Source organism: Marinovum sedimenti (assembly GCF_054052205.1).
Genome location: NZ_CM133223.1, coordinates 703,335 through 721,758, shown reverse-complemented (window position 1 = coordinate 721,758; position 18,424 = coordinate 703,335). Strand labels below are relative to the sequence as shown.

Here is an 18,424-nt window from a genome sequence, read left to right as displayed (position 1 = left end):
TTTTCAGACAACGGGCGGATTGACTTGGGAGAGGTCGATGCGCCGGGGTGCCTTGCCCGGAGTACCGCTGTTTTTGAGGAGGAACTGCATGACCGCCCAGGAGTACCTTGTGGCCCAGCCCCTGATCGAAACCGACCGTGTCGATCTGCGCCCGTTGCGCCGATCCGATATGGGATTGATCGAGATGTATGCATCCGACGAACGTGTCGCGCGCATGACCACATCAATCCCGCATCCGCTGCCCCCCGGTGTCACGGAATCCTTTGTCACCCGCGCGATGACCAAGGACCGGATCGAGGATGTCTGGGCGATGGACGGCACGCGGATGGACGGACCCGAGCTTATGGGGCTGATCTCGCTCGAACGGATGGATCGCAACCAGTCCGAAGTTGGCTATTGGGTGGCCCCGGCATTCTGGAACACCGGTCTGGCCTCGGATGTGGTGCGGGCCTTGGTCGATGCCAACCCGATGGACCATGACACGATGTTCGCAAGCGTGTTTCAGGACAATCCGGCCTCGGCACGGGTGCTGACAAACTGCGGCTTCAACTATATCGGCGATGCGGAAAGCTATTCACTGGCGCGCGGCGGGCAGGTGCCAACCTGGACCTACCTGTGCAAATTGCGCTAATCTAACGTGCTCCCCGCAAGGGGTCTTGCGGGGGCACATCACACCACCAGATGATGCGCAAAACCGCCCGCATCGGCGCGGCGCGTGGCCTTTGGCCTGACGGCATCGCTTGAGCCTTGGCGCATTCCCCGCTAGACCGCTCGCAACCCTATCGGAAAGTATCTTCATGAAGTTCCTCGATCTCGCCAAGGTGTATATTCGGTCCGGCGGCGGCGGCGGCGGCGCGGTGTCGTTCCGGCGCGAGAAATATATCGAATACGGCGGCCCGGATGGCGGCGATGGCGGCAGCGGCGGCTCGGTGATCATCGAGGCGGTCGAGGGTTTGAACACCCTGATCGATTTCCGCTATCAGCAGCACTTTTTTGCCAAAAACGGCCAGCCCGGCATGGGCAAACAGCGCACCGGCAAGGATGGCGACGATATCATTCTGCGGGTCCCTGTGGGCACCGAGGTGCTGGACGAAGACGAAGAAACGCTGGTTGCCGAGCTGATGGAAATTGGCCAGCAGATCGTTCTGGCGCGTGGCGGCAATGGTGGCTTTGGCAACCTGCACTTCAAAAGCGCGACCAATCAGGCCCCGCGCCGGGCCAATCCCGGTCAGGAAGGCGTGGAGCGCACGATTTGGCTGCGGCTGAAACTGATTGCTGACGCCGGTTTGCTCGGCCTGCCCAACGCGGGCAAATCCACCTTCCTCGCGGCAACCTCGAATGCCCGGCCCAAGATCGCCGATTACCCGTTCACCACGCTGCACCCCAACCTTGGCGTCGTTGGCGTTGATAATGCGGAATTTGTGGTGGCCGACATCCCCGGCCTGATCGAAGGCGCACACGAAGGCCGCGGCATTGGCGATCGCTTCCTCGGCCACGTCGAACGCTGCTCGGTGCTGTTGCACCTGATCGATGGCACCTCCGACACCGTGGCCGACGATTATCGCACCATCATCCACGAACTCGAAGCCTATGGCGGCCACTTGGCTGACAAGCCGCGCGTTACCGTGCTCAACAAGATCGACGCGCTCGACGATGAGGAACGCGCCGAAGCAAGAGCCGCGCTCGAAGCGGCGGTTGGCGGGCCGGTGATGATGATGTCGGGTGTGGCCAAGGATGGCACGACCGAAGTGCTGCGCGCATTGCGGGCCGAGATATCCGAAGACAAGCTGCGCCAAAAGGCCCAGACCGAGGAGCCCGAAGCGTGGCGTCCCTAAAATCGGCGCGCCGGATCGTTATCAAGATCGGCTCGGCGCTTCTGGTCGACCGATCCTCCGGCACGCTCAAGGCCGATTGGCTCAAGGCGTTGGCCGAAGACGTGGCTTGGCTGAAACAATCCGCTGATGTGATCCTGGTGTCCTCCGGCTCCATCGCCTTGGGCCGGGGCGCTCTGGGACTTGGCCTTGCCGAACTCGCGCTTGAACAATCGCAGGCCGCGGCCGCTGTGGGCCAGATCCGCCTTGCCCGCGCCTATGAAGAGGCGCTGGCCCCGCATGGGTTGACCACGGCGCAAGTGCTTGTCACGCTAGAAGATTCCACCGACCGGCGGCGCTATCTCAACTCGCGCGCCACGCTTGAGACGCTGATTTCCCTCGGCGCGGTGCCGATCGTGAATGAAAACGACACCGTCGCCACCGATGAAATCCGCTATGGCGATAATGACCGGATGGCGGCCCAGATCGCGGCCACCGTTGGCGCGGATGTGCTGGTTCTGCTGTCAGATGTCGATGGCTTCTACACCGCCAACCCGGCCATTGACCCCAGCGCCACACGTTACGACGTGATTGATGACATCACCCCTGAGATCGAAGCGATGGCAGGCGATGCCGGCTCTGGCCTTAGCAAAGGCGGGATGAAAACCAAGCTGATGGCGGCTAAAACCGCGACGGCGGCGGGCTGCACCATGGCCATCACCCACGGCGAAACGCTCCGCCCGCTGCAGGCCCTCGAAAACGGGGCCAATGCCACATGGTTCTCGGCCCATATCGACCCACAGGCCGCCCGCAAACGCTGGATCGCGGCGATGAAACCGCGCGGCGAAGTCACGCTTGACGACGGCGCAACACGCGCGCTCAAGCAGGGCAACAGCCTGTTGCCGGCGGGGGTCTCTGGCGTGTCGGGCACCTATGGCCGGGGGCAACCGGTGGCCATTCTCGACAGCAAAGGCCACAAATTGGGGCAGGGGCTGTCGCGCTATACCGCCGCCGAAACCCGCAGCATCAAGGGCCACCGCTCGGATGAAATCGAGGCGCTTCTGGGCTATCCGGGCCGCGCCGTTTTGATCCATCGTGACGACATGGCGCTCTAGTCCAGTGCTTCTTCTGTTTAAAAATACCTCCGCCGGAGGCACAAAATCTCTTTCCCACGGCGCAACAAAGGCACTCCGCTTATGAACGATTTCGCAGACATCCCCGCCCTGATGGCCGATATCGGGGCCCGCGCCAAAGCCGCCAGCGCCGAACTGGCCTATGCGAGTGCCGAGCGCAAACATGCGGCTCTGATCGGCGCTGCCGAAGCCGTCTGGAAAACCCGCGCCGAGATCATCGACGCCAATGGCCGAGATATGGAGTACGGGCGCGAAAAGGGTCTCAGCCCGGCGATGCTTGACCGGCTGATGCTCGACGAAGACCGCATTCGCGGCATCGTCGATGGTCTGCGCACGGTCGCCGAACAGGCCGATCCGGTTGGCGAAGTCATGGAGGCCTGGGACCGGCCCAGTGGGTTGCATATTCGCCGCGTGCGCACGCCTCTGGGCGTCGTCGGCGTGATCTATGAAAGCCGCCCCAATGTGACCGCCGATGCGGGCGCGCTTTGCCTCAAGGCGGGCAACGCGGTGATCCTGCGCGGCGGGTCCGAGAGCTTTCACTCCGCGCGCGCCATTCATGCGGCGCTGGTTTCGGGGCTGACCTCGGCCAATCTGCCTGCGGATGCGATCCAGCTGGTGCCAACGCGCGACCGCGCGGCGGTGAGCGCGATGCTCACCATGACCGATTTCATCGACGTGATCGTGCCGCGTGGCGGCAAAGGTCTTGTCGGCCTTGTCCAACGCGAGGCGCGGGTGCCGGTCTTTGCCCATCTTGAGGGCATTGTGCACATCTATCTCGACAAGTCCGCCGATCCGGTCAAGGCGCTGGACGTGGTGCTGAATGCCAAAACCCGCCGCACCGGAATTTGCGGCGCGGCGGAATGCCTGCTGATCCACCGCGATATCGTCGACACCATCGGCCAGGGCGTGGTCCGCGCGCTGATTGATGCCGGGGTCGAGGTGCGCGCCGATGAAACCCTGCAAAAGATCAAAGGCACCGTGCCCGCCGCCGCCGAGGATTGGGGCAAGGAATACCTTGATTCCATACTCGCCGCCCGCGTGGTCGATGATCTTGACGCCGCAATCGCGCATATCCAGCAGTACAGCTCGAACCACACTGATTGCATCATCACCGAAGACGATGCCGCCGCTGCGCGTTTCTTTGAGCGGATCGACAGCGCCATTCTGATGCGCAACGCCTCGACCCAGTTCGCCGATGGCGGCGAATTTGGCATGGGCGCGGAAATCGGCATTGCCACCGGCAAGATGCACGCCCGTGGCCCGGTGGGCGCGACGCAGCTGACCAGCTTCAAGTATCTGGTCGAAGGCGACGGCACCACGCGGGCATAACGCTTACACGGTCAGCGTGATCCGCCCCTTGGCCTCTTCCACCGCGGGTTTGCGCCCCAGATCGTGGGCCAAAAGCGGCAGCAGGACGAACTGAACCTGATTGGGCGGCACGCTGGGTTCGCCCTCACCGGGGCGCATGGCGCGGGTAAAGCTTGCGAGTTGCGCCCAATGGTCGGGGTCGGGCGCGATCCGCTCGGCCAGGCCGCTGATCGTCCAGCGACCGGGTTGATATTCCACACAGATTTCGCCTCCGCGCGGCAGCGCGGATTCCACGCATTGCAGCCCCAACAGCGCCAGTTGCACCTCGCGGCGCGGCAAATCCTCGGTTGGAAGCCAGTCGTAATTCACCCGCCCAGCCTCGCTCAGCGCGCGCAGGACAGTGATCACCTCGTTGCGCGCCACCAATGACGTATCGGTGGCCGCCCCAAAGGCGATGCGGAAAAACCGAATGCGCGCGCTGGCGTTTTCGCAACTTTCGGTCACAAGCGATAGCTCGGGCCCGGCCGGAGCGTTGCCGCCAAGCGACATAAGCTCAAGCCCGTTTGAAATCGCCCCCACCGGACTTATCAGATCATGGCAGATGCGAGAGGCTATCAGGGAGGCAAGCTTTGCCGTATACGGGGTCATATATATTCTCCGGAGGTGCCGCGGATGACAGATATGAACGCCTTGCTCGAACCGGGAAACCTGGTGCGCCATCCTGATTGTCCGGAATGGGGGATTGGCCAGGTGCAGTCGAATATTGGGGGTAAAATCACTGTAAACTTCCGTGAGGCTGGTAAAATCGTTATCGATGGCAACCGCGTCGCGCTGGATCTGGTCGTCACAGGCTAAGCTAGGTGATCAAAGGTTAAAGCAACTTTAAGATGCGGTCATTGGATTGTCACAAAAGCTGTGCAAACGTTGTCTTTGCGCCGCACGGGGCCTATTAACCGCGCGACAGCCAACCAAAGCAGGGCAGACATGGGCACTCCAGAATTTTCGGTCCGGCTTGCAGAGACCGACGCCGAGATTCGCGCAGCCCAGGCTCTGCGCTACCGGGTGTTTGTCGAAGAGCTGGGCGGCGGCGGGGCCATGGTGGACCATGACGCCGGGCTTGAGATGGACCGGTTTGACCCGTATTTCGACCACCTTCTGCTCTATGACAACGCCCGTGCCAGCGACCCGGTGATCGGCGTGTACCGCGTGCTGCGCGATGATCAGGCGGCGGCGATGGGGCAGTATTATTCCGATGAGGAATATGACCTTGGCGCGCTGAAATCCTCGGGGCGCCGGTTGATGGAATTGGGCCGGTCTTGCGTGCACCGCGATTATCGCGGTGGATCCGCGATGTTTCACCTCTGGCAGGCGCTGGGCCGCTATGTGCAGGACCATGACATCGAGGTGTTGTTTGGCGTGGCCAGTTTTTACGGCACCGATGCACAGGCCTTGGCCCAACCGCTTTCGTCGTTATATCACAACCACTTGGCCCCGGCCCCTTTGCGGGTGCGGGCGCGGGGGGCGCAGTATCAGCGGATGGATCTGCTGCCGGCGGATCAGGTCGACCGCAAGGCGGCGGTGCTGCAAACGCCGGCGCTGATCAAAGCCTATCTGCGGCTTGGCGGCTGTGTGGGCGAGGGGGCCTGGATCGATCATGACTTCAACACCACCGACGTTTGTCTGGTGATGGACACCGCGATGATGAACGCGCGCCAGCGGCAGATCTACGCCTCGGAGGCGCGCCGCAGATGACGCCAACTTGGCAAGACAGCACGCCGCCGCCGCCCTTGCGCCGCCCGGCAGGTGTGCGCGACTGGCTGCGGGTGCTGCGGCGGGGCGTGCCGATGCTTTTGCTGATCGGCGTAGGGCTGGCGATTTTGGGGCTGATCCGGCTGGTGGAATGGCCGCTGTTTGGCGCGCGCCGACCGGTATCGCCTTATGTGACGGTTGCGGTGTGTCGTGGGTCGCTGTGGGTGATGGGATTTGACATGATCCTGCGCGGCACGCCGATGCACGTACATGGGGCATTTGTTGCCAACCACTCGTCATGGCTGGATATCTTCGTACTGAACGCCGCCCGAGATGTCTATTTCGTGTCCAAGGCCGAGGTGGCGGGTTGGCCCGGCATCGGGCTGTTGGCACGCGCCACGGGCACGGTGTTTATTGCCCGCGACAGGCGCGAGGCCAAGGCGCAGATGGAGCTGTTTCGCACCCGTCTGACCGGGCGGCATCATCTGCTGTTTTTCCCCGAAGGCACCTCGACCGATTCGATCCGGGTGCTGCCGTTCAAGCCGACGCTGTTTGCGGCCTTCTTTGACGAGGATCTGCGCCACGAGATGCATATTCAGCCGATCACGCTGGTCTATCGCGCGCCCGGTGGCGCGGACCCGCGATATTACGGCTGGTGGGGCGATATGGAGTTCGGCGCGCATCTGCTGGCGATGCTGGCCACGCCGAAACATGGCGCAGCCGAGGTGCAGTTTCACGCGCCGTTGCGGGTCGACGCATATGCCGACCGCAAGAGCCTTGCCAAAGCGCTTGAGGATACGGTGCGCGCCGCACATCGCCGCGCGCTGCCCGGTGTGGCGGAGGACTAGCTGCCCGGAATAACCAGGCAGTCCAGCCCGGGCAGTCCAGTCTGGGCAGTTTAGCCACCCATCGCCGTCAGAAACGCCTTGGCGCGGGCTACCGGATCGTCGGCGTTCCAGATTTCCTCGCCGATGCCAAAGAAATCGGTGATCGGGGCAAGATCGCGAATGATGTCTTCGTCCAGCGCGCCTTCGGCCACGACCGGCAGTTCGACAACCTTCGACCACCAGTCAAACAGATCGCGTTCGGCCAATTCGCCGACGCCCAGCCCGCTTTCACCCACCGGGCCAAAACAGACGTAATCGGCCCCGGCCTCGCCGCCGTTCATGCCGTCATGCCGAGAATCGCCAGCATACAGCCCGACAATCGCATCATCGCCCAGCGTCTTGCGGGCGGCGCGCACGCCGTGGGTGTCGTTCAGGTGAACCCCGTCCAGCCCCAGCCGCTCGGCCAGAAGAACGTGGTTTTCAATCACCAGCGCAATATCGCGGTCATGGGTGATTTCGCGCAGCATATCCGCAGAGCGCGCAATGCGGTCTTCGTCATGACTGGCTAGGGCCAGCCGCAGACAGGCGACAGGAACGGCATCCAGTACCGATTCCAAGTCTTTGCCAAAGCTTGACAATTCAAAGCTCGGCGGGGTGATGAGATAGATCTGGGGGTGCTCGATTTCGGCCATTTCGGGCTCCATAGCGGGTTTGAAGCCCCCTATAGCGGCAATTTTCGGCAATGGCTACTTCGCCGGTAAGCCATCGACGAAATCAAGCGCCAGCGCCAACAGCCCGGTGCGGGTGTTCTCGCGGTCAATGTCATCTTCGTAGAGCTCGATCATGCCGCCCATCGTACGCTTGGTAAAGGCCATCGGCTGTGCGCCTTCCAAGTCAAGTGCTTGTTCCGCATTGGCTTTTCCGACCCGGTACATCAGCCCGCGTTTGTGAACACCGCAAAGCATATTGCCGTTGAGCATGTAACACAGCCCGCCGAACATCTTGCGTTCGCTCAATTCCTCGGTCCGGGCCCCGAGCGCGGCCGTCAAATCTTCCTGCATCAGGGTTTCAAAACCGGGATCATAGGCCATACGCGCTCCTGACGTGCTGTCATGGCGCTAGAATACCGGGGCAGGCGCGCTTGGGGAATTGCTCTTTTTCCGCGCGTTCCGTAAACGGCTGGCATGAATGATACGCCAAGATACCGCCCGCAGCCCGCTTTTGTTCTTGTTCGCCCGCAGATGGGCGAAAACATCGGTGGCGCGGCGCGTGCGATGTGGAATTTCGGGCTTGACCGGATGCGCGTTGTCGCGCCCCGCGATGGCTGGCCCAACACCAAGGCTGTCGCGATGGCGAGCGGTGCCGGGCGGTTGCTGGACGAGGCCGGGCATTTTGCCACCACCGCCGAGGCGGTTGGCGATTGCAGCTTTGTCTTCGCCACCACCGCCCGCCAGCGTGGGTTGATCAAACCTGTGGTCAGCCCCGAGCGCGCGATGGAGATGGCGGCGGAAAAGATTGCCGCCGGGGAAAAGGTGGCGGTGTTGTTTGGGCCGGAACGTGCGGGCCTTGAGAACGACGATATTGCGCTGGCCAATGCGATCATTTCGGTGCCGGTGAACCCCGAGTTCGCTTCGCTCAACCTTGCGCAATGTGTGCTGTTGACCGCCTATGAATGGCGCCGCGCCGGTAAGGACATCACCCACGAAACCGTCGAGATGGCCAAGACCGAATGGGCGTCGGGCATCGAGATGGAAAAGCTGGCCGAACACTACGAGGAACGGCTGTCAAAGGCCCAGTTCTTTTATCCCGAGACCAAGGCAGAGGGGATGAAAATCAACCTGCGCAATCTCTGGAGCCGGATGCCCCTGACCCGCGCCGATGTGCAGATGTTGCACGGGGTGTTGCGCCAGATGGTGCGGTGGAAAGAGCAGTCGCACAACGACAAAACGGACTGACCCGAGGGTCAGTCCGCTTGTTTCTTCTATGCTGGACGCTTCCGTCCGGCGGGGCTTAGTAGCCGTAGCTGTTTCTGTGGCTGTTTTTGTAGTGCTTTTTTCTGGGCTTGTAGCTGTTGTAGCCGCAGTCGTGGTCTTGCAGGTACTTGGCCGAGACCCAGTAGTAATGGCCCTTGAACGCCACCTTGATCCAGCTGCCGTGGCGCTTGACGGCGTGCACCTTGGTGCAAGGATTGAAGGTGCCCAGCACATCGTAATGCGTGCTCGGGCCGCTGCGGGCATTGAGGTGAACGCCGGGCTCGATCCACACTGTGGTGGCGGATGCTGCACTGGCCGTAACGGTTGTGGCTGCGAGGATGGCTGCAATCAGGAACTTTTTCATGGCTTGGCCCTTTCGGTTGAATGTGTGCCGCTGTGTCTGCTGGCTGGCTGGTTAATTTCGATGTATTGACTATACGCTTTCGCCGGATCGCAGCTAAGTCAGGGATTCCAGACGGAGGAATTCCATACCCCAAAGGCACCCCCCAAGGTCGCGGCCCTCTCTGGCGCTTGAAGCCCTGGGGAGGTCGGTTTACGGTCCGCTCAAACGGAGAACCCCATGGCAGAGAAACGCAAATTGTTCGAAGAGGTCGGCGAGGCCAAACGCCCCGAAACCCCGGCCCAGACCGGCATCATCGATCGTGGCCGTCGCGGCGCACGCGGCGCGATCCGCGCTTGGCTGATGGTGCTGTTCGCGCTGGTGGTGGCGATGATTGTGGTGGGCGGGCTGACCCGGCTGACCGACTCGGGCCTGTCGATCACCGAATGGAAGCCGGTGACCGGAGCGATGCCGCCTCTGTCCGAGGCCGCCTGGACCGCAGAGTTTGAGAAATACCAGACGATCCCGGAATACCAGCTGCAGAATGCGGGCATGACGCTTGCGGAATTCAAGGTGATCTATTGGTGGGAATGGGGCCATCGTCAGTTGGGCCGTTTTGTCGGGTTGGTCTGGGCCTTGGGCTTCTTTGGCTTCCTTGCGCTGCGTAAGATCCCGCCCGGATGGACCGGCAAGCTGGTGATCCCCGGCGTGTTGGGCGGCATTCAGGGCGCTGTCGGCTGGTGGATGGTGTCGTCGGGGCTGACGGGCACAATGCTTGATGTGGCAAGCTACCGACTGGCGACCCATCTGGGGCTGGCGTTCGTGATCCTCGGCGTGCTCGGTTGGTTCATCTTTCAGCTGGGCTGTGAAGAGCGCGACCTGATGCAATGCCGCCGCAACCGCGAGGTCAAGCTGTTCAAGATGAGCACCGGGCTGATGCATTTCGCCTTTCTGCAAATCCTGATCGGCGCTCTGGTCGCGGGCATAGATGCGGGCCGCAACTACACCGATTGGCCGCTGATGGCGGGCGGGTTCTTTCCGCCGTTCCCGTTTCAGATCGAGCCGCTCTGGCGCAACTTTTTCGAAAACGACGGGCTGGTGCAGTTCATGCACCGGATGGCGGGATACCTGCTGTTTATCTTTGGCTTTGTCGTCTGGCGGCGGTCGCGCAAATCGCCCAACGGCCAGACCCGTTTCGCCTTTAACGCTGTGTTAGCGATGATGGTGCTGCAGGTGGTGCTGGGGATTGTGACCGTGGTCTATTCTGCGCAGCTGCACATTGCGATCACCCACCAAATCGGGGCGATTGTGCTTTGGGTGCTGATCCTGCGGGCGCGGTTTATTGCGGGCTATCCAACCGCTGACAGCATCCGGGGGAGCATCCGATGAGCGCGTATAAGGAACTGATGGCGTTTCAGCGCCGGACCGAGGCTTTGGGGCAAGTCGCGGGGCGTCTGGGCTGGGATCAGGAAACCATGATGCCCACCGGCGCCGCCGAGCAACGCGGCGAAGAGATCGGCGCAATGGAAACGGTGCTGCACGCGCGGCGCACCGCGCCCGAGTTGGGCGAGTGGCTGGCGGCGATTGACGACACGACGCTGGACGCCGTGGGACAGGCACAGATGCGCCACATCCGGCGCAATTACGAACGTACGGTGCGGGTGCCTGCCGAACTGGCCGCGAAGATTGCGCAAGTGACCTCGGTGGCCTTTGGCACATGGGCGCGCGCGCGCGAGGCCGAGGATTTCGCCGCTTTCGCGCCGGTTCTGTCCGAGATCGTTGCATTGCGCCGCGAAGAGGCGGCGCATATCGCCAATGGCGGCGATCCCTATGACGCGATGTTGCAGGGCTATGAACCGGGGGCGACCGGTGCGCAGGTGGCTGATATGTTCAGCGCGTTGCGCCCCGGTCTTGTGTCGCTGCGCGCAGCGGTTTTGGAACAGCAGGTGCCGGATGAGGTTTCGGGCGATTTCGATCACGGTTTGCAAATGGCGCTGAGTCGTAAGCTGGCCGAAGTCTTTGGCTATGATTTTGAACGCGGGCGGATCGACAAGGCGGTGCATCCGTTTAGCTCCGGCAGTGGATCCGATGTGCGGATCACCACGCGGACCAGCGAAGATCCGTTCAATTGTCTCTATTCTACAGTGCACGAAGTTGGCCACGCCTGTTACGAACAGTCCATCGACCCGGGTTTTGCGCTGACGCCGCTGGGGCAGGGTGCCTCGCTTGGCGTGCATGAAAGCCAAAGCCGGATTTACGAAAACCAGCTTGGCCGCAGCCCGGCGTTTTGCAGTTGGCTGTATGGCCAAATGCGCGATGCCTTTGGCGATCTGGGCGTGGCCGACGGCGATGCGTTCTACAAGGCGGTCAACCGGGTGCATCGTGGCTTTATCCGCACCGAGGCGGATGAGGTGCAATACAACCTGCACATCATGCTGCGCTTTGATCTTGAGCGCGATATGGCGCAGGGCAAACTGGCGGTGGCCGATCTGGAAGAGGCGTGGAACGCGCGCTTTGAGCAGGATTTCGGTTACGCGGTCGACAAGCCCTCAAACGGCGCGCTGCAAGACGTGCATTGGGCGGCTGGCCTGATGGGCTACTTCCCAACCTACGCTTTGGGCAATGTCTATGCCGGCTGTCTGTATCGCAGCCTGCTCGACGGGGTGCCGGGGCTGGACGATCAGCTGGCCGCGGGCGATCTGTCTCAGGCGACAGGCTGGCTGCGCGATAATCTGCAACGTCACGGCGGGTTTTATGAGCCGCGCGATCTGATCGAGCGGGCTTGTGGCTTTGCCCCGTCCGAAGTGCCGCTGCTCGGCTATCTGGAAAACAAATTCGCCGATCTCTACAATCTTTAAGCACTTGGGCCGCCTGAGGGTATCAGGCGGCCCAAATCTACGATCAGGTTTCAAAGATCACGCCGCAAACGCACCGATCTTTTTGCCGATCACCGCATCAACCGACCATTGGCCCGCGCCGATCAGCGCCAGCGCCAGATAGCCGCCGCCAAGTGCGATGTTTTTCATGAACATGGTCATCTGCATCTGGTCCGCCGGCACGTAGTGATACAGCACAGCCGCCACGATGGAAAATGCGCCAAGGGCAAGCGCGGCCAAGCGGGTTTGAAATCCGACAAGCAATGCGAGGCCGCCAACGATTTCCAGCGCGATCACAGGCCAGGCCAAAACGCCGGGGACGCCGCCCGAGGCCATGTAACCGGCAAAGCCCGCAACATCGCCAAGTTTGCCAACGCCCGCCATGATGAACATCGTGGCAAGCAGGATCCGGGCAACCAACAGGCCCGCGCTGTGAGGGGTGGTCATAAAGCTATTCCTTCCGATGAGAGCTTGCGGAAGGAATAGCTTTTGTGCGTTGGGTTAGGAATTCACCGAAATTCAACAAGACTTGTGCAGTTACGCGCAGGTCTTAGCTCTCGGTATCGGCCTCAACCTCATCTTCTTCGGTTTCCGCGATCCAAGCCACGCTCACCACTTCTTCGCCCTTGCCGGTGTTGAACACCCGCACACCGCCCGCGCTGCGCGACCGGAACGAAATGCCCTCGACAGGCACCCGGATCGACTGGCCGCGCGAGGTGGCGAGCATGATCTGATTGTCCATCTCAACCGGGAAACAGGCGATGATCGGACCGGCGGGCAAGCCCTTTGTCCAAGCCGTGACACCCATCCCGCCGCGTCCGCGCACAGGATAGTCATGCGACGACGAAATCTTGCCTGCACCGGCGGCGGAGATCGTCAGGATCAGATCCTCGGCCGCCGACATTTCTGCATAGCGCTCGGTGGACAGCTGACCGGCTTCCACCGCCTCTTCATCGTCATCCGAGGCCTCATCTTCGGTCACACCCGCCATCAGACGGCGCTGTTTAAGATAGGCGACACGTTCCTGCGATGTGGCGTCGAAGTGGCGGATCACCGACATCGAAACCACCTTATCGCCCTCACCCAAACGCACACCGCGCACACCAACCGAATTTCGGCTGTTGAACACGCGCACATCGGTGGTGGGGAAGCGGATGGCGCGGCCCGAATCCGTCACCAGCATCACGTCGTCATCCTCGGAGCAAATGCGAGCATTGATCAGCGACATGCCGGCGTTCTCGTCCTCGAATTTCATTGCGATCTTGCCGTTGGACTTCACATTGGTGAAATCCGACAGCTTGTTGCGACGCACGGTGCCTTTGTCGGTGGCAAAGACGATTTGCAGGTCGTCCCAATCCTTTTCATCCCGGTCGACCGGCATGATCGCCGCGACCGAAACCCCCTGCGGGATCGGCAGAATGTTGACGATGGCCTTGCCTTTGGCGGTGCGGCCACCCTGCGGCAAGCGCCACGTCTTGAGCTTGTAGGCCATGCCATCGGTGGTGAAGAACAGCAATTGCGTGTGGGTATTGGCGACAAACAGCGTGGTGACCACGTCGTCATCCTTGGTCGCCATGCCAGACAGACCCTTGCCCCCCCGGCGCTGTGCGCGGAAGTCGGCCAGCGGCGTGCGCTTGATATAGCCGGTCTGGGTGACGGTCACGACCATGTCTTCACGCTCGATCAGGTCTTCGTCTTCCATGTCACCGGACCAGTCAACGATCTCGGTGCGGCGCGGCACGGCAAACTGCTCTTTCACCTCGGTCAATTCGTCCGAGATGATCGTCATGATGCGGTCGCGCGACGACAGGATTTCGAGGTAATCCTTGATCTTGCCCGCCAGCTCTTCGAGCTCATCGGTGACTTCCTTGACGCCGATCTGGGTCAGGCGCTGAAGCCTCAGTTCAAGGATGGCACGGGCCTGCGTTTCCGACAGGTTATAGGTGCCATCGTCGTTCATCTTATGGGTCGGATCGTCGATCAGACGGATGTAGGGCGCGATTTCAGCCGCAGGCCAGCGCCGAGTCATCAGCTTTTGCCGCGCTTCGGCCGCATCGGCAGAGGAGCGGATGGTGGCGACAACTTCATCAACGTTGGTGACGGCCACGGCCAAACCACACAGGATATGGCTGCGCTCGCGCGCCTTGCGCAGCAGATAGGCGGTGCGCCGAGCAACCACATCCTCGCGGAAGTCGAGGAAGGAGGTCAGGAAGGCGCGCAGGGTCAGCTGTTCGGGGCGACCGCCGTTCAGCGCCAACATGTTACAGCCGAAATAGGTCTGCATCGGGGTAAAACGGAACAGCTGGTTCAACACGACTTCGGCGGTGGCATCGCGTTTCAGCTCGACCACGACGCGCACGCCATTGCGGTCGGATTCATCCTGCACATGGGCGATGCCTTCGATGCGCTTTTCCCGCGCGGCTTCAGCGATCTTTTCGATCATCGCCGACTTGTTCACCTGATAGGGGATCTCGTCGATGACAATGGCATAGCGATCTTTGCGAATTTCCTCGACGCGGGTTTTGGAGCGGACAATCACGCTGCCGCGGCCCTCAAGATAGGCTTTGCGCGCACCAGCCCGGCCAAGAATCATCCCGCCGGTGGGGAAATCGGGGGCCGGGATATAGTCGATCAGCTGCTCGGATGTGAGGTCGGGATCTGCGATCAGCGCCATGCAGGCATCGATCACTTCGCCGAGATTGTGCGGCGGAATATTGGTGGCCATGCCGACAGCAATACCGCCCGCGCCATTGACCAGCATATTGGGGAAGCGCGCCGGGAGGACCGTCGGCTCACGGTCCTTGCCATCGTAGTTGTCTTGGAAATCGACGGTATCCTTGTCGATGTCGGACAGGATAAAGGCGGCAGGCTTGTCCATCCGCACTTCGGTATAGCGCATCGCGGCGGCGTTATCGCCGTCCATCGAGCCAAAGTTGCCCTGGCCATCCAGCAGCGGCAATGACATCGAAAAATCCTGCGCCATCCGCACGAGTGCGTCGTAAATCGCGCTGTCGCCGTGGGGGTGATACTTACCCATAACGTCGCCGACGGGGCGGGCGGATTTGCGATACGGCTTGTCGTGGCTGTTGCCGGTTTCATACATTGCGTAAAGAATGCGCCGATGCACAGGTTTCAACCCGTCCCGCAGATCTGGGATTGCGCGGGAAACGATGACCGACATCGCATAGTCGAGATAGGACGAACGCATCTCATCCACGATAGAAACGCTCGGCCCGTGATACTCGGGTCGATCTGGTTTTTGTTCTTCGTTATCGGGGGCTTGGGGGTCGTCGCTCACGTTTTATTCACCGCTTTTTGTCGGTTTCTATATATAGTTGAAGGCGACTATATCAGAGACAGGATATTGGGTGCAATCCTTGGTTTCGCCCCATTTGGCAGCCACTGCGGCGGTGTGCTAACATATTGTTTTAATTGAAATTTGATATTTATCTGGCAGGATTCCTGAACAACAAGATGTTGAGGTAGAAAAATGCAGATGACAGAAACGGAAATGATGCTGCGCGGATACGGCCTGACCACGGCGGAATTCTTCTACAGGATGCCGGATTACATCCATGTGCTGAACTCCTACGTCTGGCAAGATTACGACGTGGCACCCGACCACCCCCGGCTCTTTAAGTTCATCGAATTCTGGCAGGACGAGATCGAAGGACCGCTGCATTCGGTGCGGTTTTCGCATCGCAAGATGGTGGCGCCCGGAGAATGGCGCAATGTCGTTGGAGAGCTCACTTACCACTGAGTTTACGCCAGCTGTGCTGTCGCGCGGGTAAGGGGGCGCTGCCCCCTCGGACTTCGTCCTCACCCCCGAGGTATTTTTAAACAGAAGAAGTAACAGAAAGTTAAGGTTAATGGCGCATGGTCATGGAGCGGTACAGGCGGAGGCGCCAATGATCGCAACAGGAGAAGGCCCCCGGAGCGGATAATGCCGCCGGGGGCTGGACCTGTCCTGTAATTCTTCTGTTCTAAAATACCTCGGGGGAGGCCGCAGGCCGGGGGCAGAGCCCCCATCGCCCCGGTTTCATCAGGGAATGATGCGGGTGTATTTCACGCCTTCCAACGTAGCACCAACACGCAGGCCTGCTTGGCCAAAGATCACCGCGATGATGGGCGCGAGCGACGTGGTTGTTTCCGCGCTCAGATTGTTGCCGCCATCGGGGATTGCGTATTCGACGCCTGCGCCTGCGGCAAAGCCGGGCGAGCGGCGGAAGTTCTGCAATGCGGCGTCGGTCATGAAGAACAGCACATGGGCGTATTGCTGGGCTCCGATTTGCAGGCCGCCAGACACTTTGGTCAGGGCATAGTAATCCACGGTCCCGCCTTGAATACGCAGCGCGCCGCGGCCATAGCCGCCGCCAATGCCAAAGCCCGCCTCAGTCACCAGCGGCATGATCAGCATGCCCACCGATTTCTCGGCCACTTGTCGGGTTGCGGGGAAATCGGAATACAGCTGTGCCAGCGTGCTGTCGACGCGGGCGTCAATCGTGGCAGGCCCGCGCGAGCCGACGCCATTGCCGCAAGCGGCCAGCGTTGACGCGGCAAGGCCGGACAGGACGAAGGAACGACGGGGGAGTTTGGTCATCACATACCTTTGCTCGGTTTACCTCGGGGTGCCGGTCTTGACGCCGGTCGCGCATAGTTTACTCCAACCCTAGGGGGCTGTCACGCCCCAAACCCCACCTATAGCGGTTTATCGCCCGCTCAGAGCGCGCGCCGCCGCAGGGGCGAAGTAGGTCAGAATGCCGTCGCATCCGGCGCGTTTGAAGGCCATCAGGCTTTCCAGCATCGCTTTGTCGCCATCGATCCAGCCGTTCTGCGCGGCAGCCTGGATCATCGCGTATTCCCCCGACACCTGATAGGCAAAGGTCGGCGCGCCGAAGCTGTCTTTGACCCGGCGGCAAATATCGAGGTAGGGCATCCCCGGTTTCACCATCACCATATCCGCCCCTTCGCGCAGGTCACGCTCGACCAGCCGCAGCGCCTCATCCGAGTTGGCCGGATCCATCTGATAGGTGCTCTTGTCGCCCTTAAGCGCGCCCGAGGCCCCCACAGCATCGCGAAACGGGCCGTAAAAGGCGCTGGCGTATTTCGCGGCATAACTCAGCAGCAGCACGTTTTGGTGCCCGCCCGCCTCAAGCGCCGCGCGCAGGGCGCCAATGCGGCCGTCCATCATGTCGGACGGCCCGATGATGTCGGCCCCGGCCTCGGCCTGTGACAGCGCCTGTTTCACCAGCGCCGCGACCGTCGCATCATTGACCACCTCGCCGTCCACCACAAAGCCGTCATGGCCGTTGATGTTATACGGATCAAGCGCCACGTCGGTCATCACCGCCATCTCGGGCACGGCGGCTTTGATCGCGCGGGTGGCGCGGTTGGACAGGTTGTCGGGGTTCCACGCCTCGGCGCAATCCTCGGTTTTCAACGACGGATCGGTGTAGGGAAACAGGCAGATCGCCGGAATGCCAAGGTCAAACGCCGCGCGCGCCGCATCCGCCACCCGGTCAACCGAGCGCCGCAGCACGCCGGGCATTGAGGGCACCGGCTCTTCGATCCCCTCGCCATCGCGCACAAAGATCGGCCAGATGAAATCCGCCGGCGAAAGCGTGTTTTCGCGGACCAGGTCACGCAGAGCGGCGCTTTTGCGGGTGCGGCGAAAGCGGGCGGCGGGGAAGGGGGCGATGGTCATGGCGGTCTCCGGAATATGCCCCCGTTACCTGCCAAGCCTGTTGCCCCAAGTCCAGCCCGAAGCGTGCCGTGGCACCCATCGCACCGTCGGCTCTGGCAAGCGCGCAGCGGCTGCGATAAGGACACCGGACATCGCCCCCATCAGGAGCTTCCGGTGAACGACCTGCAACTCGTCATTTTCGAACACATCGACATGCGTTCCTTTTCCAACCTGTGGTTCTGGATCGCGCTTGCGGTGATGTGGGCGACGGCGAGCCATTGGGTGCTGGGTGTGCCGTTCGATATGGTGGCCCATGCGCGCAAACATGGCGGGCAGGCGCAGCATGACCTCGAAGAGGTGGTGCGGATCTACACCGCGCGTTTGCTTTATATCGGCGGGGTCGCGGGGCTTTGGCTGTTGGGGTTTGGCTGCTTTCTGCTCAGCGGGCTGGCGATGCTGGCGTTTTACTATTGGGTGGAATTCGCGCAGGCGGTGTTTTTGCTGGTGTTCCCGATGAGCCTTGTCGGATTGCTCAGCCTCAGCACCTCGCGGCTGATCGTCGAGCAACAGCTGACCGGCGAGGCGCTGCGCAAGCGGCTTTTGCGCCACCGGTTCTATGTGCAGGTGATCGGCGTGCTGTCGATTTTCGTCACCGCGATGTGGGGGATGTACCAGAATTTCTCGGTTCAGGTGCTCGGCCATTGACCTCTGCGGGCGGCTGGCC

Annotated in this window: 20 protein-coding genes; 12 read left to right on the top strand and 8 right to left on the bottom strand. The window is 61.5% G+C overall.

The features are described from left to right. Positions 1-88: 88 nt before the first annotated feature. From ACW9UO_RS03490 to ACW9UO_RS03475, 4 genes are all read left to right on the top strand, one after another. Positions 89-631, top strand: coding sequence for a GNAT family N-acetyltransferase (locus tag ACW9UO_RS03490; RefSeq protein WP_457087598.1), 543 nt, complete (start codon positions 89-91; stop codon positions 629-631). A 166-nt stretch (positions 632-797) separates the two neighbouring features. After that, positions 798-1,835, top strand: coding sequence for a GTPase ObgE (gene obgE, locus ACW9UO_RS03485; protein ID WP_457087597.1), 1,038 nt, complete (start codon positions 798-800; stop codon positions 1,833-1,835). Then, complete coding sequence (gene proB / locus ACW9UO_RS03480) at positions 1,823-2,926, top strand: glutamate 5-kinase (protein ID WP_457087596.1); 1,104 nt, start codon at positions 1,823-1,825, stop codon at positions 2,924-2,926. The genes obgE and proB overlap by 13 nt, the downstream gene beginning before the upstream one ends. 81 nt (positions 2,927-3,007) lie before the next feature. Continuing rightward, positions 3,008-4,273, top strand: a complete 1,266-nt coding sequence (locus ACW9UO_RS03475) for a glutamate-5-semialdehyde dehydrogenase (RefSeq protein ID WP_457087595.1) — start codon at positions 3,008-3,010, stop codon at positions 4,271-4,273. A gap of 3 nt (positions 4,274-4,276) precedes the next feature. Here ACW9UO_RS03475 and ACW9UO_RS03470 read toward each other — a convergent pair whose 3' ends face one another. Continuing rightward, positions 4,277-4,900, bottom strand: a complete 624-nt coding sequence (locus tag ACW9UO_RS03470; RefSeq protein WP_457087594.1) for a histidine phosphotransferase family protein — start codon at positions 4,898-4,900, stop codon at positions 4,277-4,279. Between the two features lie 24 nt (positions 4,901-4,924). Between ACW9UO_RS03470 and ACW9UO_RS03465 the strand changes: the two genes are divergently transcribed. The 3 genes from ACW9UO_RS03465 to olsA all read left to right on the top strand — a co-directional run bounded on the left by ACW9UO_RS03465 (position 4,925) and on the right by olsA (position 6,849). Continuing rightward, complete coding sequence (locus ACW9UO_RS03465) at positions 4,925-5,107, top strand: DUF3553 domain-containing protein (RefSeq protein ID WP_457087593.1); 183 nt, start codon at positions 4,925-4,927, stop codon at positions 5,105-5,107. A gap of 129 nt (positions 5,108-5,236) precedes the next feature. Next, positions 5,237-6,004: an L-ornithine N(alpha)-acyltransferase gene (gene olsB / locus ACW9UO_RS03460; RefSeq protein ID WP_457087592.1), complete on the top strand. Its 768-nt coding sequence runs from the start codon at positions 5,237-5,239 to the stop codon at positions 6,002-6,004. Then, positions 6,001-6,849 (top strand): lyso-ornithine lipid O-acyltransferase, encoded by an 849-nt coding sequence (gene olsA / locus ACW9UO_RS03455; protein ID WP_457087591.1) that lies wholly within the window; start codon positions 6,001-6,003, stop codon positions 6,847-6,849. Before olsB ends, olsA begins: the two co-directional genes overlap by 4 nt. 50 nt (positions 6,850-6,899) lie before the next feature. Here the strand turns inward: olsA and ACW9UO_RS03450 are convergent, their stop codons facing one another. Then, positions 6,900-7,520, bottom strand: coding sequence for a thiamine phosphate synthase (locus ACW9UO_RS03450; RefSeq protein ID WP_457087590.1), 621 nt, complete (start codon positions 7,518-7,520; stop codon positions 6,900-6,902). Between the two features lie 54 nt (positions 7,521-7,574). Further along, complete coding sequence (locus ACW9UO_RS03445; RefSeq protein WP_457087589.1) at positions 7,575-7,919, bottom strand: TfoX/Sxy family protein; 345 nt, start codon at positions 7,917-7,919, stop codon at positions 7,575-7,577. A 93-nt stretch (positions 7,920-8,012) separates the two neighbouring features. On the opposite strand from ACW9UO_RS03445, the gene ACW9UO_RS03440 reads away from it, so the two are divergent. Further along, complete coding sequence (locus ACW9UO_RS03440; protein ID WP_457087588.1) at positions 8,013-8,783, top strand: RNA methyltransferase; 771 nt, start codon at positions 8,013-8,015, stop codon at positions 8,781-8,783. A gap of 55 nt (positions 8,784-8,838) precedes the next feature. Here the strand turns inward: ACW9UO_RS03440 and ACW9UO_RS03435 are convergent, their stop codons facing one another. Beyond that, positions 8,839-9,165: an SH3 domain-containing protein gene (locus ACW9UO_RS03435; RefSeq protein WP_457087587.1), complete on the bottom strand. Its 327-nt coding sequence runs from the start codon at positions 9,163-9,165 to the stop codon at positions 8,839-8,841. Positions 9,166-9,381: 216 nt separating this feature from the next. Between ACW9UO_RS03435 and ctaA the strand changes: the two genes are divergently transcribed. Next, on the top strand, positions 9,382-10,530 hold the full coding sequence (gene ctaA, locus ACW9UO_RS03430) for a heme A synthase (protein ID WP_457087586.1): 1,149 nt from the start codon (positions 9,382-9,384) through the stop codon (positions 10,528-10,530). Next, the gene (locus ACW9UO_RS03425) at positions 10,527-11,999 is read left to right on the top strand and encodes a carboxypeptidase M32 (protein WP_457087585.1); all 1,473 of its coding nucleotides are present in this window, start codon (positions 10,527-10,529) and stop codon (positions 11,997-11,999) included. Before ctaA ends, ACW9UO_RS03425 begins: the two co-directional genes overlap by 4 nt. Positions 12,000-12,056: 57 nt before the next feature. Here ACW9UO_RS03425 and ACW9UO_RS03420 read toward each other — a convergent pair whose 3' ends face one another. Together ACW9UO_RS03420 and gyrA are read right to left on the bottom strand one after the other, a co-directional pair. Then, the gene (locus ACW9UO_RS03420; RefSeq protein ID WP_457087584.1) at positions 12,057-12,464 is read right to left on the bottom strand and encodes a DoxX family protein; all 408 of its coding nucleotides are present in this window, start codon (positions 12,462-12,464) and stop codon (positions 12,057-12,059) included. A 103-nt stretch (positions 12,465-12,567) separates the two neighbouring features. Next, positions 12,568-15,225, bottom strand: a complete 2,658-nt coding sequence (gyrA, locus tag ACW9UO_RS03415) for a DNA gyrase subunit A (protein WP_457088596.1) — start codon at positions 15,223-15,225, stop codon at positions 12,568-12,570. Between the two features lie 282 nt (positions 15,226-15,507). On the opposite strand from gyrA, the gene ACW9UO_RS03410 reads away from it, so the two are divergent. Then, entirely contained in the window at positions 15,508-15,777 is a 270-nt protein-coding gene (locus tag ACW9UO_RS03410) for an usg protein (protein ID WP_457087583.1), read from the top strand. Positions 15,778-16,059: 282 nt separating this feature from the next. Here the strand turns inward: ACW9UO_RS03410 and ACW9UO_RS03405 are convergent, their stop codons facing one another. Together ACW9UO_RS03405 and hemB are read right to left on the bottom strand one after the other, a co-directional pair. After that, entirely contained in the window at positions 16,060-16,617 is a 558-nt protein-coding gene (locus tag ACW9UO_RS03405) for a lipid-binding SYLF domain-containing protein (RefSeq protein WP_457087582.1), read from the bottom strand. 108 nt (positions 16,618-16,725) lie between these two features. Next, on the bottom strand, positions 16,726-17,721 hold the full coding sequence (hemB, locus tag ACW9UO_RS03400) for a porphobilinogen synthase (protein WP_457087581.1): 996 nt from the start codon (positions 17,719-17,721) through the stop codon (positions 16,726-16,728). A gap of 192 nt (positions 17,722-17,913) precedes the next feature. On the opposite strand from hemB, the gene ACW9UO_RS03395 reads away from it, so the two are divergent. Next, positions 17,914-18,405 carry a component of SufBCD complex gene (locus tag ACW9UO_RS03395; protein ID WP_457088595.1) on the top strand — a complete coding sequence of 164 codons (492 nt, stop codon included), beginning with the start codon at positions 17,914-17,916 and terminating at the stop codon, positions 18,403-18,405. The last annotated feature ends 19 nt before the right edge of the window (positions 18,406-18,424 follow it).

Excerpts from the sequence above, each read along its gene's own strand:
- ACW9UO_RS03490 (WP_457087598.1), top strand. The coding sequence starts at position 89 with ATGACCGCCCAGGAGTACCTTGTGGCCCAGCCCCTGATCGAAACCGAC.
- obgE (WP_457087597.1), top strand. The coding sequence starts at position 798 with ATGAAGTTCCTCGATCTCGCCAAGGTGTATATTCGGTCCGGCGGCGGC.
- ACW9UO_RS03475 (WP_457087595.1), top strand. The coding sequence starts at position 3,008 with ATGAACGATTTCGCAGACATCCCCGCCCTGATGGCCGATATCGGGGCC.
- ACW9UO_RS03470 (WP_457087594.1), bottom strand. The coding sequence starts at position 4,900 with ATGACCCCGTATACGGCAAAGCTTGCCTCCCTGATAGCCTCTCGCATC.
- ACW9UO_RS03465 (WP_457087593.1), top strand. The coding sequence starts at position 4,925 with ATGACAGATATGAACGCCTTGCTCGAACCGGGAAACCTGGTGCGCCAT.
- olsB (WP_457087592.1), top strand. The coding sequence starts at position 5,237 with ATGGGCACTCCAGAATTTTCGGTCCGGCTTGCAGAGACCGACGCCGAG.
- olsA (WP_457087591.1), top strand. The coding sequence starts at position 6,001 with ATGACGCCAACTTGGCAAGACAGCACGCCGCCGCCGCCCTTGCGCCGC.
- ACW9UO_RS03450 (WP_457087590.1), bottom strand. The coding sequence starts at position 7,520 with ATGGCCGAAATCGAGCACCCCCAGATCTATCTCATCACCCCGCCGAGC.
- ACW9UO_RS03445 (WP_457087589.1), bottom strand. The coding sequence starts at position 7,919 with ATGGCCTATGATCCCGGTTTTGAAACCCTGATGCAGGAAGATTTGACG.
- ACW9UO_RS03440 (WP_457087588.1), top strand. The coding sequence starts at position 8,013 with ATGAATGATACGCCAAGATACCGCCCGCAGCCCGCTTTTGTTCTTGTT.
- ACW9UO_RS03435 (WP_457087587.1), bottom strand. The coding sequence starts at position 9,165 with ATGAAAAAGTTCCTGATTGCAGCCATCCTCGCAGCCACAACCGTTACG.
- ctaA (WP_457087586.1), top strand. The coding sequence starts at position 9,382 with ATGGCAGAGAAACGCAAATTGTTCGAAGAGGTCGGCGAGGCCAAACGC.
- ACW9UO_RS03425 (WP_457087585.1), top strand. The coding sequence starts at position 10,527 with ATGAGCGCGTATAAGGAACTGATGGCGTTTCAGCGCCGGACCGAGGCT.
- ACW9UO_RS03420 (WP_457087584.1), bottom strand. The coding sequence starts at position 12,464 with ATGACCACCCCTCACAGCGCGGGCCTGTTGGTTGCCCGGATCCTGCTT.
- gyrA (WP_457088596.1), bottom strand. The coding sequence starts at position 15,225 with ATGCGTTCGTCCTATCTCGACTATGCGATGTCGGTCATCGTTTCCCGC.
- ACW9UO_RS03410 (WP_457087583.1), top strand. The coding sequence starts at position 15,508 with ATGCAGATGACAGAAACGGAAATGATGCTGCGCGGATACGGCCTGACC.
- ACW9UO_RS03405 (WP_457087582.1), bottom strand. The coding sequence starts at position 16,617 with ATGACCAAACTCCCCCGTCGTTCCTTCGTCCTGTCCGGCCTTGCCGCG.
- hemB (WP_457087581.1), bottom strand. The coding sequence starts at position 17,721 with ATGACCATCGCCCCCTTCCCCGCCGCCCGCTTTCGCCGCACCCGCAAA.
- ACW9UO_RS03395 (WP_457088595.1), top strand. The coding sequence starts at position 17,914 with ATGCGTTCCTTTTCCAACCTGTGGTTCTGGATCGCGCTTGCGGTGATG.